This is a genomic window from Streptomyces sp. NPDC029956, assembly GCF_055574655.1.
On record NZ_JBVHZJ010000003.1, the window covers coordinates 170,441 to 186,499 of the forward strand.

14 protein-coding genes and 1 tRNA gene are annotated in these 16,059 nt (G+C 73.9%); 11 read left to right on the plus strand and 4 right to left on the minus strand.

Annotated elements, in window-relative coordinates; genetic code table 11:
• The first annotated feature begins 133 nt into the window (after window positions 1–133).
• Window positions 134–997 carry an ABC transporter ATP-binding protein gene (locus ACZ4XX_RS03270; protein WP_468506284.1) on the plus strand — a complete coding sequence of 288 codons (864 nt, stop codon included), beginning with the start codon at window positions 134–136 and terminating at the stop codon, window positions 995–997.
• Entirely contained in the window at window positions 994–3,429 is a 2,436-nt protein-coding gene (locus ACZ4XX_RS03275; protein WP_468506285.1) for an FtsX-like permease family protein, read from the plus strand. Before ACZ4XX_RS03270 ends, ACZ4XX_RS03275 begins: the two co-directional genes overlap by 4 nt.
• Before the next feature lie 13 nt (window positions 3,430–3,442).
• On the opposite strand, the gene ACZ4XX_RS03280 is transcribed toward ACZ4XX_RS03275, so the two are convergent.
• The gene (locus ACZ4XX_RS03280; RefSeq protein WP_468506286.1) at window positions 3,443–4,087 is read right to left on the minus strand and encodes a response regulator; all 645 of its coding nucleotides are present in this window, start codon (window positions 4,085–4,087) and stop codon (window positions 3,443–3,445) included.
• Window positions 4,075–5,295 carry a sensor histidine kinase gene (locus tag ACZ4XX_RS03285; protein ID WP_468506287.1) on the minus strand — a complete coding sequence of 407 codons (1,221 nt, stop codon included), beginning with the start codon at window positions 5,293–5,295 and terminating at the stop codon, window positions 4,075–4,077. The genes ACZ4XX_RS03280 and ACZ4XX_RS03285 overlap by 13 nt, the downstream gene beginning before the upstream one ends.
• A 187-nt stretch (window positions 5,296–5,482) precedes the next feature.
• Here ACZ4XX_RS03285 and ACZ4XX_RS03290 point away from each other — a divergent pair, with 187 nt between their 5' ends.
• From ACZ4XX_RS03290 to ACZ4XX_RS03325, 8 genes are all read left to right on the plus strand, one after another.
• On the plus strand, window positions 5,483–5,656 hold the full coding sequence (locus ACZ4XX_RS03290) for a hypothetical protein (RefSeq protein WP_209495469.1): 174 nt from the start codon (window positions 5,483–5,485) through the stop codon (window positions 5,654–5,656).
• A gap of 69 nt (window positions 5,657–5,725) precedes the next feature.
• Window positions 5,726–6,928, plus strand: coding sequence for a DNA polymerase III subunit delta' (locus ACZ4XX_RS03295; protein ID WP_468506288.1), 1,203 nt, complete (start codon window positions 5,726–5,728; stop codon window positions 6,926–6,928).
• Window positions 6,929–7,042: 114 nt separating this feature from the next.
• A complete protein-coding gene (locus ACZ4XX_RS03300) occupies window positions 7,043–8,605 on the plus strand; it encodes an alpha/beta hydrolase (protein WP_468506289.1) in 1,563 nt (520 codons plus the stop codon).
• Between the two features lie 85 nt (window positions 8,606–8,690).
• Window positions 8,691–8,764: transfer RNA gene (locus ACZ4XX_RS03305), tRNA-Thr, on the plus strand.
• A 204-nt stretch (window positions 8,765–8,968) separates the two neighbouring features.
• Window positions 8,969–11,284: an MMPL family transporter gene (locus ACZ4XX_RS03310; RefSeq protein ID WP_468506290.1), complete on the plus strand. Its 2,316-nt coding sequence runs from the start codon at window positions 8,969–8,971 to the stop codon at window positions 11,282–11,284.
• Between the two features lie 4 nt (window positions 11,285–11,288).
• Window positions 11,289–12,473, plus strand: coding sequence for a sensor histidine kinase (locus ACZ4XX_RS03315; RefSeq protein ID WP_468506291.1), 1,185 nt, complete (start codon window positions 11,289–11,291; stop codon window positions 12,471–12,473).
• Window positions 12,474–12,494: 21 nt separating this feature from the next.
• Complete coding sequence (locus ACZ4XX_RS03320) at window positions 12,495–13,184, plus strand: response regulator (protein ID WP_468506292.1); 690 nt, start codon at window positions 12,495–12,497, stop codon at window positions 13,182–13,184.
• A gap of 103 nt (window positions 13,185–13,287) precedes the next feature.
• The gene (locus ACZ4XX_RS03325) at window positions 13,288–13,983 is read left to right on the plus strand and encodes a pyridoxamine 5'-phosphate oxidase family protein (RefSeq protein ID WP_468506293.1); all 696 of its coding nucleotides are present in this window, start codon (window positions 13,288–13,290) and stop codon (window positions 13,981–13,983) included.
• A 102-nt stretch (window positions 13,984–14,085) separates the two neighbouring features.
• Here ACZ4XX_RS03325 and ACZ4XX_RS03330 read toward each other — a convergent pair whose 3' ends face one another.
• Window positions 14,086–14,880: a sigma factor-like helix-turn-helix DNA-binding protein gene (locus ACZ4XX_RS03330; protein ID WP_468506294.1), complete on the minus strand. Its 795-nt coding sequence runs from the start codon at window positions 14,878–14,880 to the stop codon at window positions 14,086–14,088.
• A 102-nt stretch (window positions 14,881–14,982) separates the two neighbouring features.
• Window positions 14,983–15,363, minus strand: a complete 381-nt coding sequence (locus ACZ4XX_RS03335) for a DUF6479 family protein (protein ID WP_468506295.1) — start codon at window positions 15,361–15,363, stop codon at window positions 14,983–14,985.
• Between the two features lie 151 nt (window positions 15,364–15,514).
• Between ACZ4XX_RS03335 and ACZ4XX_RS03340 the strand changes: the two genes are divergently transcribed.
• Entirely contained in the window at window positions 15,515–16,024 is a 510-nt protein-coding gene (locus ACZ4XX_RS03340) for a SigE family RNA polymerase sigma factor (RefSeq protein WP_468506296.1), read from the plus strand.
• Window positions 16,025–16,059: the final 35 nt, after the last annotated feature.

Here is a 16,059-nt window from a genome sequence, read left to right on the forward strand (position 1 = left end):
CAAAAAAGAAAAACGTCCCCCTCCCCCCCCCCCCCCCCCCCCCCCCCCCGGGGGGGGGGGGGGCCCCCCCCCCCCCCCCCCCGGGAAGCCAGCCCCATACCGCTCTGACCTGCATTTTTCTAGCGTTGTCGGTATGACGACGACAGCAGTGACGGAGAACGGTGCCGCCCGCGCCCCGGACGCGGCCCTCGCCCTCGACGGGGTGGGCCGGACGTACGGGCGCGGGGCCCCCTCGCTCGAAGGGGTGAGTCTGACCGTGCCGCGCGGCCGGTTCGTGGCCGTGATGGGTCCCTCGGGTTCCGGGAAGTCCACCCTGCTGCGGTGCGCCGCGGGACTCGAACGGCCGACGACCGGAACGGTACGGATCGGGGGCACCGACCTCGCCACGCTGAAGGCGGCCGGTCTCACCCGGCTCCGCCGCGACCGGATCGGCTTCGTCTTCCAGTCGTTGAACCTCGTCTCCGCCCTCGACGTGCGGGAGAACGTCACCCTCCCGCTGCTCCTCGCCGGAGCCAGGGAGGGCCGGGAGCTCGACGCCCGCGCCCTCGCCGGTCTCGCGGCCGTCGGCCTCGCGGACCGGGCCGGGGACCGGCCGGAGAACCTGTCCGGCGGCCAGCGCCAGCGGGTGGCCATCGCCCGCGCCCTGGTCAACGAACCCGAGGTCGTCTTCGCCGACGAGCCGACCGCCGCCCTCGACCCGGTCACGGCGGCCGGCGTCCTCGCCCTGCTGCGGCGCGCGGTCGACGAGCGGGGGACCACCGTCGTCCTCGTCACCCACGACCCGGTGGCGGCCGCCTGGACGGACGAGGCCGTGTTCCTCGACCGGGGCAGGCTCGCCGGGCGTCTCGACCGTCCGAACGAGACGGGGGTACGGGAGATGCTGGGCGTCCGGGGGATGTCGGGCGCCCGGGAGACGCCGGGTGCACACCTCCCGGGCGCGCACGTGGTGGGCGCGACGACCGGCCACCCGTTCCGCCGAACGGCGGTGGCCCGGTGAAGCCGCTCGGGAACCCTGCGGTCCGGCTGCTCGCCGCCCGCTCCCTGCGGGCGCACCGGAAGGCGTGGGCCGCCGTGTTCGCCGCCGTCGCCGTCACCTCCGTGCTGCTCGGCGCCCTGGCCCTCGCCGCCGGCTCGGCGGGGCTGGGCCACGCGCGCGTGGAGCGGTACGCCGCCGCGTCCGTCGTCGTCGCCGGTGACCAGGAGGTCCGCTGGACGACGAAGCCGTGGGGGAGCGAGGCGCAGACGCAGTCGGCGGGACTGACCGAGCGGGTACGGATCCCGGGCGCGACCGTCGAGGTGCTGCGGACGGTCCCGGGGGTCCGGGCCGCCGTGCCGGACCACACCTTCGTCGTACGGGAACCGGGCACGGGCGCTCAGCCGGACCCGAAGGCCTACAGCGGGCGGTCCTGGGAGGCGGCGCGGCTGGCCCCCTACCGGCTGGTCGACGGGCGCGAGCCGCGCGGCGCGGGAGAGGCCGTCATGGGCTCCGGTGCCGGGGCGCGGATCGGGGACACCGTCGCCGGGCGCAAGGTCGTCGGCCTCGCCGACGGGCCCGCCGCCCTGTACGTCACGGCGGCCGAGGCGCGGAAGCTCGCCGGGCACCCGGGCTCCGTCGACGCCGTCGGCGTGCTCGCCGAACCCGGCGTACCCGTGGACACCCTCCACGCGCGCGTGCGGGCGGCCCTGGACGAGGCGGGACTGAAGGACACCGCCTCGGGGCAGCCGCTCCGGGCGCTCACCGGCGACGGCCGGGGCGGGCCCGAGCACCTGGCCGCGGCGCCCGCGCGCATGGAGCTCCTCCAGCTCCTCGCGGCGATCTCCGGGACCGTCGTGCTCGTCGCCGTGCTCGTGCTGGCCTCGCTCGTCGCCCAGGCGCTCCAGCAGCGGTCCGGTGAGCGGGAGTTGCTGCTCTCGGTCGGTGCGACGGCACGTCAGGTGCGGGCGGCGGCCGGCCGGGAGGTGACCCGGGTGGCGGGGCTCGCGGCGCTCTGCGGCGCGGTCGTGGCCGTACCGGTGTTCCTCGGGCTGTGGTCGGCGCTGCGGACCCGCGCGGGAGTCGTTCCCGAGGGTCTCGAACTCCCTTCCCCGCCCTGGCTGTTCGCCGCCTCCCTGGTGGTCGCGGCCGTGGTCGTGGGGATCACCCGGCTCGTCGTCCTCTTCGCCGCCCGGCAGCCCCGGCGGCCGGGGAAGGGCGGCGTGCGGCGGGTCGTCGGGATCGCGCTGATCCTGCTCGGCGTGGCGTCGGCCGTCACCGCCACGGCCCAGGGCGGCGAGGCCGCCGGCGCCGCCGCCGGGGCGGCCACGGTGACCCTGGTCGCCGGATGCGCGGTGCTCGGCCCCTGGATCGCCGGGGCGGCGATGAAGGTCCTGGACCTGCCGTTCCGCCGGCTCGGCGGTGCGCCCGGACGGCTCACCGCCGCGGGTGCGAGCACCCACTCGCGGCGCCTCGGGGCGGCGCTCGTACCGGTCGTCCTCGTCACCGCCTTCGCGCTCGTGCAGCTCTCGGCGGGCACGACGATGGGGCGGGCCGCCGACGAGCAGGCGCGGGCTGCGACGACCGCCGACCTCGCGCTCACCGGGACGACGGCGGAGCGGGTGGGGCGGCTGCCGGGGGTCGACGCGGCCACGGACGTCCTGCGTTCGACGGTCGTCCTGGCCCGGACGGAGGCCGGTGCACCGCGCCTCGACCGGCTTCCGGTGCTCGGCGTCGACGCGGCGGGCCTGGCGGGCACGCTCGACCCCGGGGTCGTCGCGGGGGACCTGGCCGGACTCGCCCGTACGGGCACGGTCGCGGTCGGCGCGGACATGGCCGACTCGCTGGACGTACGCCCCGGTTCGACGGTGGACCTGCGGCTCGGGGACGGCACGCCGAAGCGGCTTCGGGTGGCGGCCGTGTACGAACGCTCGCTCGCGCTCGGCGAGTTCCTGCTCCCGAAGGCCGAACTGGCCCCGCACATGAGCGATCCGTACCCCGCGCGCGTCCTGGCGTCCACGGCGAACGCGTCCACTGCGAAGGCGACCGCGGGTTCCCCCGTGGCGCCCGAGCAGGTGAGTCCGCCGGGCGCCGAACTCAACGGCATCGTCTCGGCCGTGATCGTCTCCGCGATCGGCGGCCTCACCCTCCTCTCCGTCCTCAGCACCCTCACCCTGATCGGCGCGGGACGGCGCGGCGAACTCCATCTCCTCGGCCAGGTCGGCGCGTCGGCCGGTCAGCTGCGCCGGATGCTCGGCCTCGAGGCCGGGTTCCTGACCGCCACCGGCCTGCTCGTCGGCGTCGTGGTGGCCGCGCTGCCGCTGACCGCCTTCGCCTGGGCGCTCACGGGCGGACTGCCGTACCTGCCGCCCGGGCAGGCGGCGCTGATCGCCGGCACCGTGGTGGTCACGGTGGTGGCGGGCGTGTTCCTGCCCTCGCGGCGGCAGCGGGCCTGACGCGGGGGTCCGCTCAGGCGTCGAGGTAGGCGAGGACGGCGAGGACCCGGCGGTGGCCGCCGCTGTCGCTCGGCGGCAGGCCGAGCTTCAGGAAGACATTGCCGACGTGCTTGTGCACGGCCCGTTCGGTGACGACCATCGAGCGGGCGATCGTGCCGTTGTCGTGCCCCTGCGCCATCAGTTCGAGGACCTCGCGCTCCCGGGGCGTGAGGGAGTCCAGCGGGTCGTCACGGCGACGGGAGAGCAGCTCGGAGACGACCTCCGGGTCCAGGGCCGTACCACCGGCGGCGACCCGTTCCAGGGCGTCGAGGAACTCGTCCACCCGGCCCACCCGGTCCTTCAGGAGGTAGCCGACGCCCCGTGCGCCGCCGCCCAGCAGTTCGGCGGCGTACGTCTCCTCCACGTACTGGGAGAGCACGAGCACCGGAAGGTCGGGCAGCCGCTCGCGGGCCGCGAGGGCCGCCCGCAGCCCCTCGTCGCGGAAGCCGGGCGGCATCCGCACGTCGAGGACGGCCACGTCCGGACGGTGCTCCAGGAGCAGCGGCAGGACCTCGGGGCCGGTGGCCGCTACCCCGGCGACCTCATGGCCGGACGAGGTCAGCAGCAGCACGAGGCCCTCCCGCAGGAGGGCGTTGTCCTCGGCGATCACCACACGCACGGAAGCTCCACTTCGATCACGGTCGGGCCCCCTTCGGGGCTGGTCAGTCGTACGGTGCCGTCGAGCGCGGCGACCCGGCGGCGCATGCCGAGGAGCCCGGAGCCGCCGCTCTCGCCGGCCTCGGCCCCGCCCCGACCCTCGTCCGCCACACGCGCGCGGAGAGCGGTCGGTTCGCGGACGAGGGCGACGGAGGCGCGGGTGGCGCCGCTGTGCTTGGCGGCGTTGGTGAGGGCCTCGGCGACCACGAAGTAGGCGGCGGCCTCGACGGCGGCGGGGGCGCGGGGGGCGCTCGGGCGGGTCGCGTCGAGCCGTTCCGACAGGTCGCCCGGGGCGTGGTCGGCCAGGCCCGTCACGGACACCTCCACCTCCAGGCCGCTGCTCGCGGCGAGAGCCCGTACCGCCCCGGTCAGGCCCCGGTCGGTGAGGATCGGCGGGTGGATGCCGCGCACCACGTGCCGTAGTTCGGCCAGCGCCTCCTCGGCCTGCGTCTGCGCGTCGTCGAGGAGCTTCCGCGCGGCCACGGGATCGGAGTCGTACGCCCGTTTGGCCAGGCCGATCCGCATGGAGAGCGCCACGAGACGGGCCTGTGTGCCGTCGTGCAGATCGCGCTCGATCCGGCGCAGCTCGGCGCCGTGCGCGGCGATCGCACCCGCCCGGGTGGCCGTGAGCTCCTCGACACGGGCGGCGAGCGCGGCGGCCCGCGCGGCCGAGGGGGTCGGCGTGAGCAGTGCGCGCGACCACTCGGCCTCCAGGTCGGCGAGCCTGCCGATCAGTGGCAGGGCCACCGGCCGTCGCCCCGCCAGCCCGGTCACCACACCGTCGACCAGCAGCGCGGGCGCCCACAGCACCAGCGAGGCGAACCAGACCCCCATGCCGTACAGCAGCTGCGCGGCCGCCCAGACCAGGTCCCGCCCCGTGCCCGGATCGGTGACGGCGGTCCGCACGCGCGCGGGGAGGGGGCCTTCGAGCGGCAGATACGCCTCCGGGACGGGCGTTCCGGTGCGGGCGGTGGTCCGGCGCCGCTCCCAGCCGGCCAGCCGGCGCAGCAGCAGCACGCTCTCGGGGAGCACGCCCGCGCCGATCACGGTGGCGGTGAGGAAGGCCGTGAAGACGGCGACGCCGATCATCAGGTAGCAGAGGAGTGCGACCGCGGCCCCGCCCAGGAGATGGAGCGACGCCCGGCCGGATTCCCTGATCGCGTCGCGCATACCCGCCAGGTTATGCGGGCGGACCCGAGAGGTGCGGTGGAGCAGGCACCACCATCGGTCCGGGGGTGGGCACCGCTGTGCGGGCGCGCCGGGACGACGAAGATCGAATGCGGAGGGGCCCCTGCTTTCGAGCCCCTTCCGCTTCCCTTTTGCTCCCCCTTCGTTCACCCCGACCCACGGAGATCCCATGCGCGTCCTGTTCTGGCTGCTGCTCACGGCGAGCGTCCTCGGCAACGCCTACGTCAACACCGTCGCCGACCTGACCGGCGCCGCCCACGTGGCGGCGAGCGTCGCCACCGGCACGGTCCTGCTCGGTTCCGCCGTCGGCCTGTGGCTGACCCGCCGCGACAGGGAGGCGTGACCCGTCGGCGCGGCGGGTGCTGTCAGAGGACTGCCCCACAATGGAGGGCGTACCTGAGGAGGGGCAGACATGGCCGTATGGGACGACCTGGTCGGACAGGCGAAGGTCGAGGAGCAGCTCGCCGCGGCCGCGCGGGACGCCGACGCGCTCGTGACCGCCCATTCCGCCGGAGAGCCCGACCCCGAGGCCTCGACGATGACCCACGCCTGGCTCTTCACCGGCCCGCCGGGGTCCGGGGTGGAGACCGCCGCGCGGGCGTTCGCCGCCGCGCTGCAGTGCGTGAGCCCCGACCGGGCGCTCGGCGGCGCGCCGGGCTGCGGGTTCTGCACCGGCTGCCACACGGCACTGGTCGGCACCCACGCCGACATCACCACGGTCACCGCCGTCGGTGCCGTGGTCAGGGTCGAGGACATGCGCGACACCGTCCGCAAGTCGTACACCGCGCCCGCGAACGGCCGCTGGCAGGTCATCCTGGTGGCAGACGCCGAGCGGTTGAACGAGAAGTCGGCCAACGCGGTTCTGAAGGCCGTGGAGGAGCCCGCTCCGCGCACCGTCTGGCTGCTCTGCGCCCCCTCGATCGAGGACGTGCTGCCCACGATCCGCTCCCGGTGCCGCCACCTGAACCTCCGGACGCCCCCGGTGGAGGCGGTCGCCGACGTGCTCGTACGGCGTGACGGCATCGAACCGGAGACGGCCCACGCCGCCGCCCGGGCCACCCAGGGCCACATCGACCGGGCCCGGCGGCTCGCCACCGACGAGCGGGCCCGTGCGCGCAGGGCCGCCGTCCTCAAGGTGCCCCTGCGGGTCCACGACGTCGGCGGCTGCCTCAAGGCCGCCCAGGAGCTGATCGACACGGCGACGGAGGACGCCAACCAGGTGGCGGAGGAGACCGACGCCAGGGAGACCGAGGAGCTGAAGGCCGCCCTGGGCGTGGGCCCCGGCGGGCGGCTGCCGCGCGGCACGGCCGGTGTGATGAAGGACCTGGAAGCGGACCAGAAGCGGCGCAAGAAGCGGACGCAGATCGACAGCCTGGACCTCGCGCTCACCGAACTCACCGGCTTCTACCGTGATGTCCTGGCGCTCCAGCTCCGCTCGCGCACGGCGCTCGCCAACACGGACGTGCGGGACGCGATCGAGCGGATCGCCCACGACACCACGCCGGAGCGCACCCTGCGCCGCATCGAGGCCGTCCTGGCCTGCCGAGAGGCCCTCGATCGGCAGGTCGCCCCGCTGCTCGCGATGGAGGCGATGACCCTCGCGCTGCGGGACTGAGGAGCGTCCTCCGGATCGGGAGGACCGAGGAGCGCCCTGCCGATCGGGTCGGGCCCGGAGGGCGGCCGGCAGCCGATTGGACACGGTACGTATCGCTCCGGATACGCTCCGGGAATGGACTCCAGGCGCTTGCTCCGTACGTCCGCCACGGCCCTCGCGGCCGCCGGACTGATCCTCTCCGGCTGCTCGGGCGGAAGCGACGCGGCGGCGTCCCGCACCACGGCGGCCCGGCAGGCCTCGCCCTCTGCCTCCTCGCCCTCCTCCTCGCCCGAGGCGCTGAAGAAGTTCTACGGGCAGAAGCTGACGTGGCGCGACTGCGGTGTCACGGGGTTCCAGTGCGCGACCCTGAAGGCCCCGCTGGACTACGCGAAGCCGGACGGCGAGCAGATCGACCTGGCGGTCTCGCGGGTCAAGGCGACCGGCCCCGGCAAGCGGCTCGGTTCGCTCCTGGTCAACCCGGGCGGCCCCGGCGGCTCCGCCGTCGGCTACCTCCAGGGGTACGCGGGCGTCGGCTACCCCGCACCCGTCCGCGCCCGCTACGACATGGTGGCCGTCGACCCGCGCGGAGTCGCGCGCAGTGAGCCGGTCGAGTGTCTGACGGGCCCGCAGATGGACACGTTCACGCAGGTCGACCAGACCCCCGACGACACCGCGGAGGTCAACGCGCTGAGCGCCGCCTTCAAGGTCTTCTCGGCGGGCTGCGCGAAGAAGTCGCGGGTGATCCTGCCGCACGTCTCCACGGTCGAGACGGCCCGTGACATGGACATCCTGCGGGCGGTCCTCGGCGACGAGAAGCTCAGCTACGTGGGGGCCTCGTACGGCACGTTCCTCGGCGCCACGTACGCCGAGCTGTTCCCGGACCGGGTCGGCCGCCTCGTCCTCGACGGGGCGATGGACCCGTCGCTGCCCGCGATCGACCTCAACCGCGACCAGACCGCCGGCTTCGAGACCTCGTTCCGGGCCTTCGCCGCGGACTGCGTGACCAAGCCGGACTGCCCGCTGGGCACGGAGTCGGTCGAGGCGGCCGGCGAGGCGATGAAGAAGTTCTTCCGCGACGTGGACGCCGAGCCCGTGCCCACCGGCGAGAGCCGGGCGCTCGGCGAGTCCCTCGCCACCACCGGAGTGATCGCGGCGATGTACGACGAGGGCGCCTGGCCCCAGCTGCGCGAGGCCCTCACCCAGGCGATCGGCGGCGACGGCTCGGGCCTCCTCACCCTGGCCGACAGCTACTACGAGCGGGAGGCGGACGGCACGTACGCCAACCTGATGTTCGCCAACGCGGCCGTGAACTGCCTCGACCTGCCGGCCGCCTACAGGGGCCCCGCCGACGTCGCGAAGGCCGTCCCGTCCTTCGAGAAGGCCTCCCCGATCTTCGGCCGGGGTCTCGCCTGGGCGGCTCTCAACTGCACCTCCTGGCCCACCCCGCCCACCGGCGCCCCCCACCGGATCGCCGCCGAGGGCGCCGCCCCGATCCTGGTCGTCGGCACCACCCGCGACCCGGCCACCCCGTACAAGTGGGCCCAGTCCCTGGCCGGCCAGCTCTCCTCCGGCACCCTCCTCACCTACGAGGGCGACGGCCACACCGCGTACGGCCGGGGCAGCGACTGCATCGACACGGCGATCAACACCTACCTCCTCGACGGCACCCCTCCCGCCGAAGGAAAGCGCTGCTCATAGGCCCTCTCCGGGGGTGGTCGGAGCACTCCCGGAAACTGTGTAGACTTGGCGTCGCTGCTGCACCCACCATGGGTCCGGACAGCGTGCCGCCTTAGCTCAGTTGGCCAGAGCAACGCACTCGTAATGCGTAGGTCTCGGGTTCGAATCCCGAAGGCGGCTCGGAATTACCCCAGGACTCACTCGCCGTGACCTGGGGTTTTTTCATGCCCGGATGCGGATGCGGATGCGGACGGGCACGCGGTGGCCGGGGTGGGGCGGCGGTGTGGGTGGGGCGCGTTCGGGGGTGTGTCCACCGACCGGTGGACGGGAGGTTCCACCGGTCGAGCCTGCCGGTGGGGGTGGGTGCGCGAACAGCATGGACGCATGACGAATCTCCCTGTACGTATGGCCCGTTGGAGCGCCGGGCACCCCTGGCGCGCGATCGTCGGATGGTTCCTGTTCGTCGCCCTGTGCCTGGGGGCGGGGATCGCCGTCGGCGGGAACCCCGCCACCACCGAGGACTTCCGGATCGGCGAGGCGGGCCGGGCCGAGGCGCTCGCCGCCGAGGGCGGGATGGGGCAGCGGCCGCTGGAGCGGGTGCTGATCTCCGCCGCACCCGGCACGGGCCGTCTCGACGTCGCCGAGGCCGACGCGGCGGTCCGGGACATCACCGCGCGGATGCGGAAGCTGCCCGAGGTCCTGTCCGTCGCCCCCGCCGTCCGCGCCGCCGACGGCACGGCGGTCCGGGTCGACGTGACCATGAAGGGCGCCGAGCTCGACGGCAAGAAGCACGTCGATCCGCTGCTCGCGCAGACCGCCCAGGTGGCGGCCGCGCATCCCGCGCTGCGCGTCGAGGAGGTGGGCAGTCCCTCCATCGGCAAGGGCGTCGAGAAGCTGCGCGGCGACGATCTCGCCCGTACCGAGATGATCGCGCTGCCGGTGACGCTGATCACCCTGCTCTTCGTCTTCCGCTCGGTGTCGATGGCCCTGGTGCCGCTGCTCCTCGCGCTGTCCTCGATCGCCGGCGCCGTCGGACTGTCCATGCTGGCCTCGCACGTCTTCCCGGACGCGGGCGTCGGGACGAACGTCATCCTGCTGATCGGTCTCGCGGTGGGCGTCGACTACACGCTCTTCTACCTCAAGCGGGAGCGCGAGGAACGGGCCAGGGCCGGGGGCAGGCTCACGCCGCAGGCCGTCGTCGAGCTGGCCGCCGCCACCTCCGGCCGGGCCGTCGTCCTCTCCGGTCTCGCCGTCGCCGTCTCCAGCGCGACGCTGTACCTCGCGGACGACGTCATCTTCTCGTCCATCGCCACCGGCGCGATCGTCGTCACCCTGGTGGCCGTGGTCAGCTCGCTGACCGTGCTGCCCGCGCTCCTCGCCACGCTCGGCGGGCGCGCGGAGCGCCGTGCCGCCCGGAAGGGCAAGGGCGGCCCTCGTGCCCGGAAGGACAAGGGTGGCTCCCGTGCCGGGAAGGACGCCGGCGGCTCCGGTGCCGGGCGGTTCACCCGGGCCGTGCTGCGGCCCGTCAGCCGGTATCCCGCCCTCACCCTGATCGTCTCGGTCGTCGCCATGCTCGCGCTCGCCGCGCCGCTCCTCGGCCTCAAGCTCACCGACATGGGCCGCGAGACGCACTCCCGCGCCATCGGCGCCATGCAGACGTACGACCGGTTGAACGCGGCCTTCCCGGAGTTGAAGGCCATGCACCAGGTCGTCGTACGGGCCGACGCCGGCCGTGCGGACGAGGTGGCCGGCGCTCTGCGCGAGCTGGCCGAGAACGTGAAGGACGATCCGCGGCTCGGCGGCACGGCCGTGCTGCGGACCTCTCCCGACGGCCGGATCAGCATGCTGGAACTGTCAGTTCCGCACTATGTGAGCACCGACGCGGCGCAGTCGTCGCTCCGGCAGCTCCGCGAGGAGTACGTGCCGGCGACGGTCGGCGCGGTGCCCGGCGCCGAGGCCGCGGTGACCGGTGATGTCGCCCGCTACGCCGACTACCCCGAGCACCAGAAGCGGAAGCTGCCGCTGATCATCGGGGCCCTGCTGCTGGTGACCTTCGCGATGACGGTGTGGGCGTTCCGCTCCGTGGTGCTGGGCCTGGTCGGTGTGGTGCTGAACCTGCTGTCGGCCGGCGCCTCGCTCGGTGTCCTGGTGATGGTCTTCCAGGGGAGCTGGGCGGAGGGGCTGCTGGTCTTCGAGTCCACGGGTTCGATCGGTTCGAGGGTGCCGCTGTTCCTCTTCGTGATCCTCTTCGGACTGTCGATGGACTACCAGGTGTTCGTGATCAGCCGGATCAGGGAGGCCGCGCTGAACGGAGTGCCGACCCGCAGGGCCGTCCTCGACGGCATCGGCGGCTCGGCGGGCGTGGTGACGAGCGCCGCCGTCGTGATGGTGACGGTGTTCGCCAGCTTCGCCGCGCTGCATCTGATCGAGATGAAGCAGATCGGTTTCAGCCTGGCGGTGGCCGTGCTGCTCGACGCCTTCGTCATCCGGATCCTGATCCTGCCGTCCCTGATGCTGTTGCTCGGCGAGGCGAACTGGTGGCCGTCGCGCGGGGTGGGCCGCGCCCGGCGGCGCACGGCCTCCGAGGGCGGGCCTGCGGTTGCCCGTACGGCTTCCGAGGGTGGACCGGCGGATGCCCGTACGGCCTCCGAGGCCGGGGCGCTGCTCGAAGTCGGCCCGGCCGCACCGAAAGTACGCTGACCATATGAATCGACAGCCACCGGCGGAGACGAGAGCGTGGATGCCGACCCTCCACCGGTGGTACGCCCTGGTCTGGGTGTTCCTCGGCCTCGCGCCGTCGGTCATCGGCGGCCTCGACGACCCCGCCCCGCAGCGGTACATCGCCCTGGCCCTGCTCGTCGCGGTCGGTCTCGGATACGCCCTCGTGCGTTGCATGCCCGGGAACCCCGTGGTCCGGCCGTACCCCTATCTGTGCCTGCTCGCCGTCACCCTGGGGGCGATGGCCTGGCTCCCGGGCGGCGGCGCGGCCCTGCTCATCGTGTCGCTGCCGCAGTTCTGGATCCTCGCCGCGAGCCCGCGGGCGGCCACGGCCCTGAGTGGCGCCGCGGCCGCCGGGACCGTCGTCGGCAGCATCGAGTGGCGCGGTGGGTTCGTCGACGCCGTCACCGGCAACGCGGTCTCCGCGCTCATCGGGTACGCCGCCGGGGTGCTCATCGGGACGCTTCTCCACCGGAGCGCCGAGGAGTCCGCCGCGCGGGCGCTGCGGCTGAGCGACGAGCTGGAGAGCACGCAGTCCCAGCTCGCCGAGGCGCATCGCCGGCAGGGCGCCGTGGAGGAACGCGAGCGCCTGGCGCGGGAGATCCACGACACTCTCGCCCAGGGCTTCGCCTCCATCATCGTGCTGGCCGAGGCGGCCCGTACGACGCTCGACACCGAACCGGAGCGCACGGCACGGCAGTTGCTCTCGATCGAGCAGACCGCACGCGAGAACTTCGCCGAGGCGCGGGTCCTCGTCGGTTCGGCGCCGCAGAGCGGCCTCACCCCCGGCTCGGTCGCCGCGACCCTGCGCAGGACCCTCGACCGGTTCGCCGAGGACACCGGGCTCACCGTCCTCGCCGAGCTGCCGGAGATCGACTGCGACCAGCAGACCCGGATCGCGCTGCTGCGCTGCACGCAGGAATCGCTGGCCAATGTGCGGAAGCACGCGGGCGCGTCGACCGTGAGTGTGTTCCTCGACCGGCACGAGGACCGCGTCGAGCTGGAGATCACCGACGACGGCAGCGGGTTCGTCGTCGAGCGGTCCCACGGCTTCGGCCTCGACGGCATGCGCAAACGCCTTGCCGAGCTGGGCGGCGAGCTCACGGTCACCAGTTCCCCCGGGGACGGCACCCGCGTTCTCGCCGCCCTCCCCACGAACGGTCAGGAGTGACACGTGGTCAGGAGTGACGCGATGAGCGGTGCGACGGACGACTCGACGGACGGCGCGACGGGGCGGCGTATTCGTGTCGTCGTGGTCGACGACCACACGGTCATGCGGGCCGGTGTCGTCGCCCTGCTTGCCGCCGAGCCCACCATCGACATCGTCGGAGAGGCCTCCGACGGCCGGGAGGCGGTCGGGCTCGTCGAGTCCCTCGCCCCCGACGTGGCCCTCGTCGATCTGCGGATGCCCGTCCTGGACGGAGTCGCCGCCACGGCGGAGATCGTCGCGGGTCCCGCGCCCACCCGGGTGCTGATCCTCACCACCTACGACACCGACGAGGAGATCGAGCGCGCGGTCGAGGCCGGCGCCATCGGCTACCTCCTCAAGGACACCACCCGCGAGCAGCTCGTCGACGCCATCCGCTCGGCCGACCGCGGCGAGACGGTACTGGCACCGAGGGTCGCCGAACGTCTGGTGGCGCGGATGCGGCGGCCGGCCCAGGTGGCCCTGACCGCGCGGGAGGTGGATGTCCTGAACGCGGTCGCCGACGGCCTCTCCAACATCGACATCGGGAGGCGTCTCGTGATCGCCGAGGCGACGGTGAAGACGCACCTCCTGCGGGTCTTCGCCAAGCTCGACGTCAGCGACCGCACCCACGCGGTGGTCGTGGCCCTCGAACGAGGCCTGCTGGTGCGTCCGGAGCGGCGGCGCGGCCACTGAACCCTCCGCCGTTCCGACAGGTGAGCGGTGGTGGCGGGGCGGGGGCCGGAGGTCGTACAACTCCGGAAGATCTTCTGCATCGGTCGAGGAACCTGGGGGAAGCATGAGCGACGGCACGGAAACGGTCGGCGGGGACGGGGCTCTGACCGTCACCGAGCGGACCCGGTTGCGGCGGATGCGGGAGAAGGGCAGTCACCTGCGGGCCGATCTGGACGCCGTGCTCGGCGCCGGGTTCCTCTGCCATCTCGGCGTCCCCGTCGACGGGACGACGATGGTGGTGCCCACCGCGTACGGAGTCGAGGGCGACCAGCTGTATCTGCACGGGTCCGTCGCCAGCCGCAGTCTCGTCCAGGCGCCCGACACCACCGTCTGTGTCACCGTCACCCACGTCGACGGGCTGGTCCTGGCCCGTTCCGTCTTCGAGCACGGGGTGAACTACCGCTGCGCGATGGTCTACGGCGTCCCGCGCGTCGTGACCGACCCGGACGAGAAGCTGAGGGGCCTGCGGGCGCTCACCGAGCAGAGCTCCCCGGGGCAGTGGGAGTACGTGCGGCAGCCCAGCCGCAAGGAACTGGCGGCGACCTCCGTGCTCGCGCTCGACCTGACCGAGGCCTCCGTGAAGACCCGCAGCGGGCCGCCGGACGACGGCGATTCCGAGGACGCGGCGCTCGGGCTGTGGGCCGGGGTGCTGCCCGTGGTGACCACCTTCGGCGAGCCGGTCACCGATCCGGTGCTGCCCGCCGACGTCGTACCGCCCGCCCATGTGGCATCCCGTGCGGGGCGCGTCCTCGGGGAGTGAGCAGGGGCGGTGGGCCGGGATGGTGAGCCGGGTGGGATGGGGCGGGCCGGGGGAGTGAACCGGCGCACCGCGGCTGTGGTGGCCGGCCCCCGCCGTGGGCGCTCAGAGCTGGATCTTCAGGCGGTCCAGGTGGTCCGCGTCCGACAGGGCGTCGACGGCCGTGATCCGGTCCTCCAGGACGGTGAAGGCGAACACGAGCCGCGGGTCGCCCTCAGACGGCCAGGCCAGTCCCGCCGCCCCGTCCACCAGGGCCTTTCTGGCCGTGCTCACCTGGTGGGCGATCGCGTCGGCGACCGCCGCGGGGCCGTGCACGGTGGTCGCCCCGGCCCGTTCGGCCGTGGCGTCGGCCCGGAGGACCACGTCGGGGTCGAGGAGCGCGCGCAGGGCGGCGGCGTCGCCGCTCCGGGCGGCCGCCAGGAAGGCCGCGACGACGTCCCGCTGGCGGGGCAGGTCCGGCTCCGGCATCTCCTCGGCCTCCCGCAGCCGGTAACGGGCCCGGCCGGCGAGCCGGCGGGCGGCGGCCGGGGTGCGTTCCAGGACGGGGGCGATCCGCTCGTACGGGACGGAGAACTCGTCGTGCAGGACGTACGCGAGCCGTTCCGGTGGTGTCAGTCCGTCGAGGGCCGTCGGCGGGGGCGGTTCCCCGGGGTCGCGCGGGTGGCCCGGCATGCCCGAGGCCCAGGGGTCCCACGGGTCCCAGGGGTGTTCGCGGTGGCTCTCGCGGGACCGGAGCCGGTCCAGGCAGACGCGGGCGACCGCCTCGGTGGGGTCGTACGGGGCCGGGACCGGGCCCGGGGCGATCGGGAGGTGCCGGGCCGACCAGGTCCTCCGTACGTCCTCGACCGCCTCGTCCGCCTCCTCGGAGGTGCCGAGGAGGCGGTACGCGACGGCCCGCACGTGTGGTCGGTGCTCCTCGAAGGGGGCTGGGGGAGCTCCCGGGAGCATTGCGGGGACAGCGTTCTCATCCACGGGGCGTGGCCTCCGTCGGGCGGGAAGGGTTCAGTCGCCGTGTCCTGTGCCTCCGCTGCCGAAGCCTCCGCTGGAGATCCCGCCCCACTTGCGCTTCTCCTCGGTGGGCGGGTCGGGCGACGCCTCCGAGCCGTCCTTGAGCTGGTAGGGCATGAGCCGGTGCTCGCCGTCCGTCTGCGGCATCTCGGTCGGCCTGCGGTACCCGGAGGTCTCGCCCGGCAGGCTGCCGTCGTCGGGCCGGTGGGGCTGCTCGTCCGGCTTGGGCGGATTGGATTCGCGGTCGCGGACCCGGAAGCCCAGCCAGACCGCGCCGATCAGTACGGCGACGATGACAAGCCCGCCGAGCACCTGTCCGAGGCCTGACTGCCAGACTCCCGCGGCCAGGGTCTGGGCTGCGCTGAGAGTGTTCATACTCCAGGATTACCCCTTTTCTGCCCTTTTGGACGCGCTGGGCGAAGACGCCCGCGGATTCCCTTGAAGACGTTGAAACATTTGCCCCGCCCCGTCGCGTCAATGAGGTGTACGGCGACCACACCACGTGACCGCGAGGGAAAGGAGGGGCATGAGAAAGTCCCGCGCGGACGAGTTCCTGGAGTTCGCCGCCGCACGCACGGGCCCGCTGTTCCGCTCGGCATGCCTGCTGACCAGTGGGGACACCCACCTCGCCGAGGACCTCACCCAGGAGACGCTCGGCAGGATGTACGCCCTGTGGGGCCGCATGGCCCGGATCGGGAACCCCGCCGCGTACGCCCAGACCGTGCTCGTCCGCACGTTCCTCAGCCACCAGCGGCGCCGGTCGGCCACCGAGCGCCCCCTCGGCGAGCTCCCCGACCGCGCCCCCGACAACGGCGAGGACCCGGTGCTGCGGATCGCGCTGCTCGACGCCCTGGCCGGACTCGCGCCCAAGGACCGGGCGGTCGTGGTCCTGCGGTACTGGGAGGACCGCAGCATCGAGGAGACCGCCGACGCCCTGCACGTCAGCTCCGCCGCGGTACGCACCCGTTCCGTACGCGCCCTCGCGAAGCTGCGCGAACGACTCGGCGGCAGCATCACCGAGTTCGCCGCACGCTGACCACCGCCGCCCGTCGCCGGCCACCCCCGCCGGCT

Coding starts and splice junctions, on each gene's coding strand:
- ACZ4XX_RS03270 (WP_468506284.1), top strand. CDS start 134: ATGACGACGACAGCAGTGACGGAGAACGGTGCCGCCCGCGCCCCGGAC.
- ACZ4XX_RS03285 (WP_468506287.1), bottom strand. CDS start 5,295: ATGCGCGACGCGATCAGGGAATCCGGCCGGGCGTCGCTCCATCTCCTG.
- ACZ4XX_RS03290 (WP_209495469.1), top strand. CDS start 5,483: ATGCGCGTCCTGTTCTGGCTGCTGCTCACGGCGAGCGTCCTCGGCAAC.
- ACZ4XX_RS03295 (WP_468506288.1), top strand. CDS start 5,726: ATGGCCGTATGGGACGACCTGGTCGGACAGGCGAAGGTCGAGGAGCAG.
- ACZ4XX_RS03300 (WP_468506289.1), top strand. CDS start 7,043: ATGGACTCCAGGCGCTTGCTCCGTACGTCCGCCACGGCCCTCGCGGCC.
- ACZ4XX_RS03310 (WP_468506290.1), top strand. CDS start 8,969: ATGACGAATCTCCCTGTACGTATGGCCCGTTGGAGCGCCGGGCACCCC.
- ACZ4XX_RS03315 (WP_468506291.1), top strand. CDS start 11,289: ATGAATCGACAGCCACCGGCGGAGACGAGAGCGTGGATGCCGACCCTC.
- ACZ4XX_RS03320 (WP_468506292.1), top strand. CDS start 12,495: ATGAGCGGTGCGACGGACGACTCGACGGACGGCGCGACGGGGCGGCGT.
- ACZ4XX_RS03325 (WP_468506293.1), top strand. CDS start 13,288: ATGAGCGACGGCACGGAAACGGTCGGCGGGGACGGGGCTCTGACCGTC.
- ACZ4XX_RS03335 (WP_468506295.1), bottom strand. CDS start 15,363: ATGAACACTCTCAGCGCAGCCCAGACCCTGGCCGCGGGAGTCTGGCAG.
- ACZ4XX_RS03340 (WP_468506296.1), top strand. CDS start 15,515: ATGAGAAAGTCCCGCGCGGACGAGTTCCTGGAGTTCGCCGCCGCACGC.